Source organism: Tessaracoccus yangjingae (assembly GCF_055326235.1).
In genome coordinates, this window is the sequence record NZ_JBUZNN010000001.1 from 551,887 (window position 1) to 564,678 (window position 12,792).

The 12,792-nt window shown below is 68.3% G+C and carries 13 protein-coding genes; 4 read left to right on the top strand and 9 right to left on the bottom strand.

Annotation, left to right across the window (positions count from 1 at the left end; translation table 11 throughout):
• Nucleotides 1-142: 142 nt before the first annotated feature.
• The 4 genes from ACZK5D_RS02605 to ACZK5D_RS02620 form a co-directional block, all read right to left on the bottom strand.
• Complete coding sequence (locus ACZK5D_RS02605; protein WP_463664135.1) at nucleotides 143-328, bottom strand: hypothetical protein; 186 nt, start codon at nucleotides 326-328, stop codon at nucleotides 143-145.
• Between the two features lie 21 nt (nucleotides 329-349).
• Nucleotides 350-529, bottom strand: coding sequence for a hypothetical protein (locus ACZK5D_RS02610; RefSeq protein ID WP_463664136.1), 180 nt, complete (start codon nucleotides 527-529; stop codon nucleotides 350-352).
• 19 nt (nucleotides 530-548) lie between these two features.
• A complete protein-coding gene (locus tag ACZK5D_RS02615) occupies nucleotides 549-959 on the bottom strand; it encodes an ABC transporter permease (protein ID WP_463664137.1) in 411 nt (136 codons plus the stop codon).
• Between the two features lie 457 nt (nucleotides 960-1,416).
• Nucleotides 1,417-2,877 carry a GuaB1 family IMP dehydrogenase-related protein gene (locus tag ACZK5D_RS02620; protein WP_463664138.1) on the bottom strand — a complete coding sequence of 487 codons (1,461 nt, stop codon included), beginning with the start codon at nucleotides 2,875-2,877 and terminating at the stop codon, nucleotides 1,417-1,419.
• 495 nt (nucleotides 2,878-3,372) lie between these two features.
• Here ACZK5D_RS02620 and ACZK5D_RS02625 point away from each other — a divergent pair, with 495 nt between their 5' ends.
• From ACZK5D_RS02625 to ACZK5D_RS02635, 3 genes are all read left to right on the top strand, one after another.
• Nucleotides 3,373-4,446 (top strand): glycosyltransferase family 2 protein, encoded by a 1,074-nt coding sequence (locus tag ACZK5D_RS02625; RefSeq protein ID WP_463664139.1) that lies wholly within the window; start codon nucleotides 3,373-3,375, stop codon nucleotides 4,444-4,446.
• A gap of 1 nt (nucleotide 4,447) precedes the next feature.
• The gene (locus tag ACZK5D_RS02630) at nucleotides 4,448-4,789 is read left to right on the top strand and encodes a hypothetical protein (protein ID WP_463664140.1); all 342 of its coding nucleotides are present in this window, start codon (nucleotides 4,448-4,450) and stop codon (nucleotides 4,787-4,789) included.
• 203 nt (nucleotides 4,790-4,992) lie between these two features.
• Nucleotides 4,993-5,973 carry a pirin family protein gene (locus ACZK5D_RS02635; RefSeq protein ID WP_463664141.1) on the top strand — a complete coding sequence of 327 codons (981 nt, stop codon included), beginning with the start codon at nucleotides 4,993-4,995 and terminating at the stop codon, nucleotides 5,971-5,973.
• Here ACZK5D_RS02635 and ACZK5D_RS02640 read toward each other — a convergent pair whose 3' ends face one another.
• From ACZK5D_RS02640 to ctaE, 5 genes are all read right to left on the bottom strand, one after another.
• Nucleotides 5,974-6,876, bottom strand: a complete 903-nt coding sequence (locus tag ACZK5D_RS02640; protein WP_463664142.1) for a hypothetical protein — start codon at nucleotides 6,874-6,876, stop codon at nucleotides 5,974-5,976.
• A 476-nt stretch (nucleotides 6,877-7,352) separates the two neighbouring features.
• Entirely contained in the window at nucleotides 7,353-9,137 is a 1,785-nt protein-coding gene (gene qcrB, locus ACZK5D_RS02645; protein ID WP_463664143.1) for a cytochrome bc1 complex cytochrome b subunit, read from the bottom strand.
• On the bottom strand, nucleotides 9,137-10,201 hold the full coding sequence (gene qcrA, locus ACZK5D_RS02650; RefSeq protein WP_463664144.1) for a cytochrome bc1 complex Rieske iron-sulfur subunit: 1,065 nt from the start codon (nucleotides 10,199-10,201) through the stop codon (nucleotides 9,137-9,139). The genes qcrB and qcrA overlap by 1 nt, the downstream gene beginning before the upstream one ends.
• A complete protein-coding gene (gene qcrC, locus ACZK5D_RS02655; protein WP_463664145.1) occupies nucleotides 10,198-10,998 on the bottom strand; it encodes a cytochrome bc1 complex diheme cytochrome c subunit in 801 nt (266 codons plus the stop codon). The genes qcrA and qcrC overlap by 4 nt, the downstream gene beginning before the upstream one ends.
• 21 nt (nucleotides 10,999-11,019) lie before the next feature.
• The gene (gene ctaE / locus ACZK5D_RS02660; RefSeq protein WP_458994414.1) at nucleotides 11,020-11,724 is read right to left on the bottom strand and encodes an aa3-type cytochrome oxidase subunit III; all 705 of its coding nucleotides are present in this window, start codon (nucleotides 11,722-11,724) and stop codon (nucleotides 11,020-11,022) included.
• A gap of 99 nt (nucleotides 11,725-11,823) precedes the next feature.
• Between ctaE and ACZK5D_RS02665 the strand changes: the two genes are divergently transcribed.
• Nucleotides 11,824-12,789, top strand: coding sequence for a cytochrome c oxidase assembly protein (locus ACZK5D_RS02665; protein WP_463664146.1), 966 nt, complete (start codon nucleotides 11,824-11,826; stop codon nucleotides 12,787-12,789).
• The last annotated feature ends 3 nt before the right edge of the window (nucleotides 12,790-12,792 follow it).

Consider the following 12,792-nt stretch of genomic DNA (forward strand, 5'->3'; position numbering starts at 1 on the left):
GTCTCGGTCCGGCTGGCCCCTTCCGTTTCCAGTGATCTCGTCGTGCGTCGCCATCCGGACCGGGCCCCCTGCCGCTCGGACTGATCAGCGTTCCTCTCGGACTGCGAGCGGGGTGCGAGGCATGCCAGTCGCCGACGGCAACTTACCGTGGAAGCAGGATCGGCTTGATCTCGTTCACGACGTGGACCGTGCCGCGGGTCACCCGCAGGCTCGTGTCGACCGACACGGTCAGGATGCTCGCGATGACCGCCAACGGCAACGGGTACCGGAACCATGAGAAGCTCTCGATGAGGTCAGCACCGACGGCGATGAACGCGCCGCGCAGCACCAGCGCCCCGAACCCCAGGCGTCAGGCTCTGCGTAGGGCGTCCTTCCAACTCGGCACCGAACCGGTTTGGAGCAACCCGCGGCGGTAGATCGTCGACCAGACGGCGACCGCGAGGGCCATGAAGCCGACGGCGACGGCGAGCGCGAGGAGCTCGTCGACCCACCCGGCCTCGCACGAGAACGGGCGCCTAGGCATCATCACCGTGGGAGGCGATCGGCAGTTAGCTGGCGACCGTCGCCACGGTGCCGGTGGCGAGGAGCTCCACCATGTAGACGAACATGATCAGCATCGTGAGCGGCGTGGTGGTCTGGCTGAGATCCTGCGTGCGGGTCGCCATCGCGCCGGCCGCGGCCCACAGGCAGGCCAGCGCCGCGAAGCCGACCAGGAAGAACAGGATGAACCAGCCGGCCACCGGCACCACCATGCCGATGAGACCGCGGTACTCGGTGAACCGCAACCCGACCAGAGCCACCACCACGAAGAGGATGACCTGCCCAAGCGCCATGATCGTGTTGCCGACGATCTTGCCGATGAGCAGTTGCCGGATCGGGATGGTGGCGGCGAGGATCTTGACGATCCGCGACTCCTTCTCAGTGACCACCGACTGCGCGATTTGCATGCCGTAGGTCATGGCCTCGCCATCAGGAACAGCACCGCGAATGCGAGAGTCGCGACGAAAACGGCCGTGCCCGGTTGTCGGCGGTGAGCGGTGTCATCGTGAGGGCGGTGGCTAGTACCGCGGCGGGGTAGACGCCCAAAGCCTCCGCGTTGTGCTGACCTGTCACGCCTCAACCAGGCGGCACGGATGGTGGTCAACCGGCACACCGCCTCCTCGAGTTGCGCCCCGTCCGCCATGCCCATGCTGGGTGCGATCAGCATCTCCCAGCCGCCGGCTCCCCGGTGCAGGGCGGCGGAGGCGCGATCGTCGAGGACCGCGTCGCGGAGCTCGGCCTCGCCAACGCGGACCGCTCGACGTTCTGACCGGAGGCTGCGGCCATCGCGATCACGCCGGCGGCGTCGTCGGCGAAGGTTTGGCCGATGGCGAACGTTCCCCTCGACCCCGCGTCAGCCCCTTATCGCCGCCTGGCTCACCAGCTCTGGTCGAGCGGACGACCCTCCTCGTACCCCGACCCGGATTGGACCCCGACAACCGCCCGGTCGGCGAACTCGTCGAGGCTCCTGGCGCCCGCGTAGGTGCACGACGACCGGACGCCCGAGGTGATCCAGTCGATGAGGTCCTCGACGCCCGGCCGGCGCGGATCCAGGTACATCCGCGACGACGAGATGCCCTCCTCGAACATCGCGGCCCGGGCGCGGTCGAACGCCGACTGCTCGCGGGTGCGCTGGCGGACGGCACGCGCCGACGCCATGCCGAAGGACTCCTTGTACACGCGGCCCTGGTTGTCTGCCAGCTGGTCACCGGTGGACTCGTGGGTGCCCGCGAACCAGGACCCGATCATCACTGACCCGGCGCCGGCCGCGAGCGCGAGGGCGACGTCGCGGGGGTGGCGGACCCCGCCGTCGGCCCAGACCGCCTTGCCGCGCTCCCTGGCCGCGGCGGAGCACTCCAGCACGGCCGAGAACTGGGGCCGGCCAACCCCGGTCTGCATCCGCGTGGTGCACATCGCGCCGGGCCCGACGCCCACCTTGAGGATGTCGGCGCCGGCGTCGATGAGGTCGTCGCAGCCCTCCGTCGTCACCACGTTGCCGCCGACGATGAGGACACGACGCCCCGTCTCGGCCTCGAAGACGTCGCGCACGTCGCGGGCGATGGCGAGCGCGGACAGCATCTTCTCCTGATGCCCGTGGGCGGTGTCCATGACGATCACGTCCGCGCGGCCCTCCAGTGCGGCGCGCACCTTCGATTGGATGTCGCCGTTGATCCCCACCGCGACACCCGCGCGCAGCCGCCCCTCGTGGTCGACGGCGGGGGAGTAGATCGCGGTGCGCAGCGCGCCCTTGGGCGTCATGAGACCGACGAGCCGCTGGTCTGCGTCGACGGCGAGCGCCACCTTCTGGTGCTGCTCGCTCAGCACGGCGAACACCTGCGCGGGTGTGGTGTCGGCTGAGACGCGGGTGACGTCGCTGGTCATGACGTCCTTGGCCTGCGCGAAGCGGTCGGAGTCGACAGCGTCCTGAGGGGTGACGAGGCCGAGGATGCGGCGATCCTTGTCCACCACGACGGCGACGCCGTGCGCGCGTTTCCCGATCAGGCTGAGCGTCTCGCCGACGGTGGTCGTGGGGGAGACCGTCACGGCGGTCTCGAAGACGGGGTGCGCGGCCTTGACCTTGTCGATGGACCTGGCCACGACCTCGCTCGGGATGTCCTGCGGGAAGATGGCCAGTCCGCCGCGGCGGGCCATGGTCTCGGCCATGCGGCGTCCGGAGACCGCCGTCATGTTGGCGGCTACCAGGGGCGTGGGTGTGGCGAGGCCGTCGGTGGAGGTGAGGTCCACGTCGAGGCGGGAACTGACCCCCGAACGGGAGGGGACCATGAAGACGTCGCTGTAGGTCAGGTCGTAGCTGGGGTCGCCGTGAAGGAATCGCACAGCGTGTCAGTCTACCCGCAGCTCCCAGCTCGGGGTCCCTGCACGCGCACCACCGATCCCGACGACCCCATCCCTGTGCGAACCACCGATCCGACGACGCGCACCGCACCGATCCCGACAACACAACCGCGCGCCCCCCCATCGGCCACCCACCCCCTGTGCACGACACGCCGTCGCAAGCGGCTCCCGGTGTTGCCCTGGGCGTCGAGGCCCGGGTCAGGCTGCTATCCGTGCCCGGCGCCCGACGATGACCCCCTGTGCACGACACGCCGTCGCACACGGCTCCCGGGGTTGCCCTGGGCGTCGAGGCCTGGGTCAGGGTGCTATTCGTGCTCGAACGTCGACGTGGCAGCTGCGAGGACGCTATCTGATAGTGAAGTAACGACTAGCCACAGTTGCGTCTGAGGCGCTGTCTCGATGCGCTGACTCCGATGCGCATCCGGCATGCTGTCCCCGGCACGCGACGTGCCCTTCTGACAGACGGAGCCCCCCACCGTGCCGGACACCACCCTCATCGCCACATCTGTGCGCCCGATCGCCGAGATGGCACTCGGGCTGACGGTCATCATCCCCGCCTACAACGAGGAAGCCTCGGTGACGGAGACCGTCCGAAGCGTCCTCACCCAGACGACCCCGCCGGGCCGCGTCATCGTCGTCGACGACGGCTCCACCGACCGCACCGGCGAACTCGCCGAACTGGCCGGGGCGGAAGTGATGCGCCCCGCGAAGAACACCGGGTCGAAGGCGGGCGCGCAGAACCTGGCTCTCACCCTCGTCGAGACGCCCTGCGTGATGGCCATCGACGCCGACACGACGCTCGCTCCCGACGCCATCGAGACGCTGCTCGCCGCTCTCACCGACCCGGAGGTCGCCGCCGCGTGCGGTTTCGTCGTGCCCCGGCATGTGGGGAGCATCTGGGAGCGGGGGCGCTACGTCGAGTACCTCATGGCCTTCACGTTCTACAAGCCGATCCAGGACTACTACGGCAAGCCCATGATCTCCTCCGGGTGCTTCTCGGCCTACGACACCGTCAAGCTCAAGGCGGCTGGGGGATGGTCCGAACGGACCCGCGCCGAGGACATGGACCTGACCTGGACCTTCCACGCGCAGGGTCACAAGGTGCGGTTCGTCCCCGAGGCGGTCTGCTATCCCATCGAGCCCCACGACTTCACCTTCATGGGCAAGCAGCTGAAGCGCTGGTCTCACGGGTTCGTCCAGAACGTCCGCCTGCACTGGAACGACATCCTGCCCTTGCCGATGCTGAGGAACATCGTGGGCGTCGCGATGTGGGATGCCGTGATCGCCTCGTTCGTGTACCTGTTGCTGTTGCCGATTCTCGCCGTCGTCCTGCAGAATCCCTGGCTGCTGCTTGCCTACGTCTTCGATCTGCCCGCGCTTCTGGTCCCCGTTCTCACCAAGGCGTGGGGCCGAGGCGAGGTGTGGCGGGCGCTCGCCTCCATGCCCAGCTTCTTCGTGCTGCGCACCGTCAATGCGGTCTACATGCTCGAGGCCATCGTCACCGAGGTCGTGCTCCGCAAACCACTCCTGGTCTACGAGAAGGGACACTGACATGAACAGCGCCGGACTTCCCGGGACTGGCCTCGGAGGACTCCTGTACATCCTGCTTGCGTTGCTGATGCCGTTCCACGAGCTGTACCTCACGATGCGGGGCCGGAGCAGTCGAGAGAGGTGGAAGGTCGTCGCGAAGCAGTTCGCGATCGCCTGCGGAATTCTGGTGGGCGTCGAGCTGTCGTTCTCGCTGCTTGCCCGCGCGGGCGCGATCCCGCAGATCGGCACGGGAACGGTGATGATCGCGCCGATGTTGTTGACTCTCGGCCTGCTCCTGGCTGTCCTGACTGTGCTGTGGATCTGGGCTCTCGTGGTCCGCCTCAGGAAGCCTCGCCTGAGCTGAGTGCTCACGGGGCCTCGAGCCCGCGGCACCCCGCCATCTGACCGCGCCCGCCCCACGGGCACGACACGCCGTCGCAGCTGCACGTCGTGGTTGCAGCTGTGGTCGGGGGTGCTCGGAGGCGGCTGTTCGGGCACGCGTCTCGACGACGACGCCGTGGCGACCGCGCCGGCGGGTAGCGTGGAGCCAGTTCCGAGGGAGGCGCCATGAGCAACGTCGAGGCTTCACCGCAGTTCGTCGACTGCGAGCACCACAACCATCCGCCCACCGAGGTCCAGCACCTGTCGCCGAAGCTCGTCGCGCTCGGTGAGGGGCCGGACGCCATGACGGTCCGGCGCACCCTCCCGCAGCTTGAGCGCTCCTTCGTTGGCGCCTGGTGCTTCGCCGACCACTACGGACCCAACCTTGTCGAGGCCACCGGCGGCATGGACGTCGCGCCCCACCCGCACACCTCCCTGCAGACCGTCAGCTGGCTGTTCGACGGCGAGATCGAGCACCGCGACTCCGGCGGCGTGCACGACCTCGTCCGCCCCGGCGAGGTCAACCTCATGACGTCCGGCCACGGGATCTCCCACTCGGAGGTCACCACCAGGCAGACCGGCTACCTGCATGGCGTCCAGCTGTGGGTGGTGCTGCCCGAGCACGCCAAGGACGCCCAGCGCGGCTTCCAACACCACCGGCCCGACGTCGTCGACATCCCCGGCGGGACGGCGAGAGTGATGGTGGGGGAGCTGGCGGGGGCGTCGTCGCCGATCACCACCGAGACCGGACTGCTGGGAGCGGAGCTCATCCTCCGGCCGGGCGCGGAGTGGGAGTTCGAGGTGGACCCCGGCTTCGAGCACGGGCTGCTGGTGGACATCGGCGCGGTCGAGATGGACGGAGTGCTGATCGAGAAGGACGCCATGGGCGTCCGCGACGCCGGCCTCGGCCACCTCCGTCTCCGCAACCCCACGGACCGCGACGCCCGCCTCATGCTGCTCGGCGGCGAGCCGTTCGAGGAGGGGATCGTGATGTGGTGGAACTTCATCGGCCGCAGCCATGAGGAGATCGTCGAGCTCCGCGAGGCGTGGCAGGCCGGCGACGAACGCTTCGGCGACGTCGAAGGCTACAAGGGAGCGACGAGGCGGCTCGCCGCCCCGCCCCTGCCGACGGCGAGGCTCAAGCCCCGCTTCCGCCGTCGTCGCTGACTAGACCCCAGCCGCGCGCCGCGCTGTGTCGAGCCCCGTCTGGATGAGGTGCGCCACCCTTCCCTTCACGCGCAGGTCGTCCCAGGTCCATCGGACGACGATGTAGCCGTGAGCGCGCAGACCGTCCTCGCGACGCTTCTCCTTCATGAGGGCAGCCGTCGGGTCTGGGCCTGACATGTCGATGCCGTACTTGACGGCGCCGTCGAACTCGCCGATGAGACCGAACTCGGGCCACAAATAGTCCACGCGGACGTCCTCGTCCCAGGACTTCAGTACCACCTGCAGCTCGGGACGAGGCAGGCCGCCCTCGTGGATGAGCAATCGGCTCAGCGACTCTCCGGGGCTCTCCGAACGGGCATCCAGGAAGCCTGCCGCGAATCGTGCCCTCCGGAGCCCGGGACGGTGGACAGCACGGTGCAGCTGAGTTGAGATCTGGTCTGTGAGCTCCTCCGCTGAGGCTGCCGCGCGAAGTGCCGCGTCTCCGGTAGCGATCGCCCAACCGAGCGGCTCGTGCCGTCCGAGATCGACGACGGTGCGCGCGACCGTCGTGACCGGGAGTTCGCCGACGAGCTGGACCTCGTCGGGCCTGAGCGGACAAGCGTAGACATGCACCCCGGGATCGGCGCGGCCGCCGCCTCGGCGGCTTCGCGTCACGTGAACCGAGTCCATGGCCGCCCGCCTGACCGGGAGCCCGTGCAGCCAAGCCGCAGTCGCGTGGCTCAGGACGGCCTCCGGGCTGCAGGCATCCTTGGTGGCCAGGATGACTTGGCGCGTCTTGTCGTCGGCCCCGCTGTAGTAGCCGCGACGGAGTCGATTCAGCTCTCCGGTGCGCATCGCTGTGCTGAGGTTGTGTGCTGTCCAGCCGAGCTGGTCGAGCTCGGCGCGTGTGATGAGTTCCTGCACGGGCCCATAGTCGTGAACGGGTTCGTGGTTCTCGCGGACGCGAGGGGTGGTGTGGACAGCTTCGCGCCCCTGGAGATTCTTCTGTGGATTGCGGGAAGGGCCGCTCCCACCCTGGGGCCTCGAACAACTCTGCACACTCCGTCGCAGCGGGCCGGGCTGGCCTCTTCGCATACCTGACGACGGTTGGTGGCGTACTTCGCACAGCGTTGCCGTCTTTGCATCCCGTATACGGGATGCAAAGCGGGCCGCCGTGTGCGAAGAAGTGCCAACAGGGTCGCACGGTATGCGAAGAGGCGTCGACGGGGGCGCACGGTATGCGAAGAGGCGTCGACAGGGTCGCACGGTATGCGAAGAGGCGTCGACGGGGGCGCACGGTATGCGAAGAGGTGCCGACGGCGAGACTCAAGCCCCCTTCCGCCGCCGCACAACGCACGGAGGGCGCCGTCCGCAGACGACGCCCTCCGACCCACCAATCCTTAGTGGTGCAATCCCGCCTTATCAGCCCCGGCGCCGACACCGGCCTCAGAGCCGTGACGCGGCCCGTCCAGCTCGTGGCCGTCCACGCCGTCGACGCCGTCGCCGTTGAGCGAATGCCCGTGCCCATGCGAGCCGTGGGCGCCGTGGTGCGACGCCGCCGCCAGCTCACCGGCCGTGGGCTTGGCGATGTCGTGACCGAGGTACCACCGCGACAGCCGCGCCCGCAGCTTCGACACCCCGCCCTTGCGGCGAACGCCCGCGGCGTCCGTGTCGGAGCCCACCTCCAGCGGCTTGTGCTGCAGGTGCTGGGTGAGCAGGAACTGCTCGTCGTGCGGCAGCGCGACGTGCGCCTCCGAGTAGCCGCCGGCGGGGGAGCGGACGATGACGCCGTCCTCCGAGCCGTGCAGGGCCCGCTCACGGTCCGCCCGCTGGAGGCTGAGGCAGATCCGCTTGGTGACGATGAACGCGATCACCGGCGCCACGAACACCGCGACCCTCATGACCACGGTGATGGCGTTGAGGTCCAGCGAGAAGCGGGTGGCGATGATGTCGTTGCCGCCGGCCAGCCAGAACATGGCGTAGGACGCCATCCCCGCGACACCGAGCGCCGTGCGGGTGGGCTGGTTGCGCGGACGGTCCAGCAGGTGGTGTTCGCGCTTGTCGCCGGTCAGCCAGGCCTCGATGAACGGCCAGAGGCCCAGCGCGGTGAACAGCACGCCCATCAGCCCGACGCCGGGCAGGAACACGCTCCACGTCCACGTGGTGCTCCCGAGGTGCCATTCCATGGCCGGGATGATGCGGATGGCGCCCTCGACCCAGCCCATGTACCAGTCCGGCTGCGAGCCGGCGGTGACCTTCGCCGGGTCGTACGGGCCGTAGACCCACACCGGGTTGATCTGGAACAGGCCGCCCATGAGCACCAGGAAGCCGAACACGATGAAGAAGAAGCCGCCCATGTGGGAGATGTAGACGGGGAACATCGGGTATCCGACGACGTTGTTCTCGGTGCGGCCGGGGCCGGGGAACTGGCCGTGCTTGTGGTAGACCATCAGCGCCATGTGGGCCGAGATCAGGCCGAGCAGGATGCCGGGCACCAGCAGGATGTGCACCATGTAGAGCCGCGGGATGAGGATGCTGCCCGGGAACTCGCCGCCGAAGACGAAGAACTCCGCCCAGGTGCCCACGATCGGGATGGACCGGATCAGGCCGTCGACGAACCTCAGGCCGGTGCCCGAGAGCAGGTCGTCGGGCAGGGAGTAGCCCGCGAAGCCCGCGATGAGCGACAGCGAGAGCAGGCCGACGCCGATCAGCCAGTTGACCTCACGCGGCTTGCGGAACGCGCCGGTGAAGAACACGCGCAGCATGTGCACGGTGGCCGCGGCCACGAACAGCAGCGCCGCCCAGTGGTGGATCTGGCGGACCAGCAGGCCGCCGCGCACGTCGAACGAGATGTGCAGCGTGGAGGCGAACGCCTCCGACACCGGGAGGCCCTTGAGGAGCTGGTAGGAGCCGTCGTACTCGATCTCCGCCATCGACGGCACGAACCAGATGGTGAGGAACACACCGGTCAGCAGCAACACGATGAACGAGAACAGGGCGATCTCGCCGAGCATGAAGGACCAGTGGTCCGGGAAGACCTTGCGCAGCAGGACGCCGCTGAGCTTCGACAGGCCGACGCGGTCGTCGGCCCAGCGGACGCCGCCGGGGACCGTCGGGTTGCTCGTGGGAGCGACCTTCGCCTCGACCGCCGGCGACGACGGGGCGACAGTGGTGGGATCTGCCATTACTGGTCACCATCCTGGAAGTCGTTCCTCGAGTCACGCTCGAAGTAGCTGGGGCCGACGGGGACGGTGAAGTCCCCCTGGGCGACGAGGTAGCCGTCGGCGTTGACCTTGATGGCCAGCTGCGGCAGGGCGCGGGCCGCGGGCCCGAACACCACGACGCCGCTGTTGCCGAGGTCGAACGTGGACTGGTGGCACGGGCACAGCAGGTGGTGCGTCTGGCGTTCCCACAGCGAGATGGGGCAGCCCACGTGCGTGCAGATCTTGGAGTAGGCGAGGATGCCAGAGACCTGCCAGTCCTTCCGCGACTCCGGGATCTTGATCGAGTTCGGGTCCATCCTGACCAGGATGAGCGACGACTTGGCCTTGGCCACGTGCGCCTCCACCCCGTGCAGGTCCCTCAGCGTGGCCGGCTGGGCGTTGACCAGCTGGCCCACCTCGAGCATCTCGGGGCGGATCGGCAGCCAGTTCTCGTCGTTGAGGATGAGCACATCCTCGGCCCAGATGGTCTGCTCGATGGTCTCGGCGCGCACCGCCTTGGTGGGGTGCGGGCCCATGTCGGCGAGCAGGATGATGTTGGGCACCACCGCCAGGCCGACGGCGCCACCGAGGGCGCCGAGGATGAGCTTGCGACGGCGGATGCCGGACTGCTCGACGCCGTCCTCCCAGCCCTGCATCATGGCGCCGAGCTGTTCCGGGCTGGAGGAGGCGCTGTGGCGCATCTCCACCATCTCGCGGTCGTCCATGATGAGCTTGGCCCACTGGATGACCGAGACGCCGATCAGCACCGCGGACAGGCCGCCGGTGAGGCCGAAGCCTACGTTCTGCGCGTTGGCGGTGAGGATGCCGAAGTCGATGTACATGTCGCGCGGGACGGCGAAGTAGATGACGACGAACGCGATGGCCAGCAGCGGCACCGCGCCCAGCATCATCAGGATGCCGCGGTAGGCGCGGTCACCAGCTGCCTTGTCGACGTCGACGTACCTGGGGGCTTCCTCCTCGAGGCCGGGGTTGGCGACGCTGTGCCCCAGATCGGGGTCCTTCACCGGCAGATTGTCGTGGCTCATCGGGCCCGGGCCCCCTTCTTAGCGATCCAGGTGGCGACGATGGCGAGGCCACCGATGCCGAGAACGAAGGCCCAGAAGCCCTCGGACACGGGGCCGGCGTCGCCCATGGTCAGTCCGCCGTAGTTGGGCTGGGAGTGCGACTCCTCGAGGAAGCCGACGATCTCACGCACGCTCTGGTCCGGCATGACGTCCTTGGAGAAGGTGGGCATCTGCTGGGGGCCGGAGCGCATGGCCTCGTAGATGTGGACCGGTGCGGTCTCCACGAGCGAGGGAGCGTACTTTCCGTTGGGCATCGCGCCGCCACCGCCGACGATGCCGTGGCATGCGGAGCAGTTGGCGCGGAACAGCGCGCCGCCGCGGGCGATCTCCTCCTCGGTCAGGCCCTCGGGGGAGTACTGGTCCTCCGTGGGGATCGACGGCCCGGCGCCGAGGGTGGCCACGTACGCCGCGACAGCCTCGATCTGCTCCTGGGTGTAGTTGACCTGGCGTGCAGGCAGCTGCGCCTGCTCCCGAGCCGCCGGCATGCGGCCGGTGCCCATCTGGAAGTCGACGGACGCGGCGCCGACGCCGATCAGTGACGGGCCCTGCGAGGTGCCCTCGCCGCCCAGGCCGTGGCAGGACGAACAGGTGAGGTCGAACAGGGCCTTGCCCTCCTCGATCTGCTGCGTCATCTCGGTCTCCGCGGACGAACGCTGGGGGCTGACGACGCTGTAGCTGAGCCCGACGACGAGGAGGGCCAAGATCAGCAGCAAGGGACGCGCAACCGCATGCCGCCTGAGGTTGGTCAGAAACTTCACGGTGTCTCCAGGTCTATTCGGTCAGCGGAGGAAGTAGAGGACGCCGAAGAGCAGGATCCAGATGACGTCGACGAAGTGCCAGTAGTACGACACGACGTGGGCGCCGACGGTCTGCTCGTGGGTGTGGGTCTGAGTCATGTAGGAGCGCGCCAGGACGAACCAGAAGGCGATGATGCCGCCCAGCACGTGGAGGCCGTGGAATCCGGTGGCGAGGAAGAACACGGACCAGTACTGGTTGGTGGAGATGGTGAAGCCCTCGCCGAAGAGGGTGAAGTACTCCCACACCTGGCCGGCGATGAAGACCGAGCCCATGATCGCGGTGACGATGAAGCCCTGCCGCATGCCCCACTTCAGCGGGTTCAGCCAGGAGCCGGTGACGCGGCCGGCCTCGGCGGCGTTGGCGGCGAGCTGGCAGGTGACCGACGACATCACCAGGATGGCCGTGTTGATGGCCGCGAAGGTGATGTCCAGGTGCGCGGAGTTGGTCTCCCACATCGACGGCACCCCGGCGGCGGCCGCGGCGTCGTTGGTGATGTTGCGGATCCAGAAGTAGGCGGCGAACAGCGCCGCGAAGAACATCAGCTCGCTGGCCAGCCACACGATCACCCCGACGGAGACCGTGTCCGGCCTCCCCATGGGCTTGTTGAGCCGGGCGGAGGGGATCGGATGGATCGCGCCCGTCGGCAACTGCGTCGGTGCGGTGAGGGTGTCATGATTCGTCGCCACGGGGTCATTATTGCGGTAAAACCCGTTGAGGTCACGCCGCCGACCGGAATAAGGCCACCCCCCTCGTAACCGGCGGGAGGGGCGTGCCATAATCCGCCCATGTTTCCCCGGGTTCTGGCCGCTCTTCCGATGCACGCCAAACCCGACGACGACATCGTCGCGCTGGTCGGAAGCCGCTATTTCACGGCCTGGGAGTTCCCGCCGCTGCCGGTGATCGTGCTGCTGCTGGTGGGCGGCCTCTACCTGTGGGGGGTGCGGGTGCTGCACCGTCGGGGGGACCGGTGGCCGGTGATGCGGACGGTCTCCTTCGTCGGCCTGGGCCTCGGCACCCTGGCCGTTGCGCTGTTCAGCTTCCTCGGCGTCTACGACACCGTGCTGTTCCACGTGCACATGATCCAGCACATGCTGCTCAACATGATCGCCCCGGTGTTCCTGGTGTTCGGCGCGCCCGCCACCCTGGCGCTGCGCACGCTGCCGAAGAAGCAGCGCGGCTGGCTGCTGGCGGTGCTGCACTCGCGGGTGGCCAAGGTGCTGCTCTTCCCGCCGCTCACCACCGCGCTCATGGTGGCCAGCCCCTTTGTGCTCTACATGAGCGGCTGGTACGAGATCACCCTCCAGAACGATTTCTGGCACGACTTCCTGCACGTCTATCTGGTCACCGTCGGATGCCTGTTCTTCTTCCCGCTGCTGGGCGTGGATCCGGTGCCCATCAAGATGCCCTATCCCATCCGCATTCTCCTGTTCCTGCTGACCATGCCGTTCCACGCGTTCCTCGGCGTGACGATCATGGGCTCGACGCGGCTGATCGCGGAGGAGTGGTACCTGTCGTTCGAGCGCTCGTGGGGCCTCTCGCCGATGGAGGACCAGTCGTGGGCGGGCGGCCTGATGTGGGCCACGGGCGACATCACCATGTTCGCCGCCATGATCACGATCTTCGTCCAGTGGATCCAGGACTCGAACCGCGAGGCGAAGCGGGTGGACAGGGCGCTGGACCGCGAGGAGGCCCAGCGCGCCAGGCAGGCGGGTCTTGGCTACGATGACGGGAAAGACAACGCGAAGGAATGACCT

Bases quoted from the DNA above. Each gene is read 5' to 3' on its own strand.
- qcrA (WP_463664144.1), bottom strand. From the start codon at position 10,201: ATGAGCCACGACAATCTGCCGGTGAAGGACCCCGATCTGGGGCACAGC.
- qcrB (WP_463664143.1), bottom strand. From the start codon at position 9,137: ATGGCAGATCCCACCACTGTCGCCCCGTCGTCGCCGGCGGTCGAGGCG.
- ACZK5D_RS02615 (WP_463664137.1), bottom strand. From the start codon at position 959: ATGACCTACGGCATGCAAATCGCGCAGTCGGTGGTCACTGAGAAGGAG.
- ACZK5D_RS02630 (WP_463664140.1), top strand. From the start codon at position 4,448: ATGAACAGCGCCGGACTTCCCGGGACTGGCCTCGGAGGACTCCTGTAC.
- ACZK5D_RS02665 (WP_463664146.1), top strand. From the start codon at position 11,824: ATGTTTCCCCGGGTTCTGGCCGCTCTTCCGATGCACGCCAAACCCGAC.
- ACZK5D_RS02635 (WP_463664141.1), top strand. From the start codon at position 4,993: ATGAGCAACGTCGAGGCTTCACCGCAGTTCGTCGACTGCGAGCACCAC.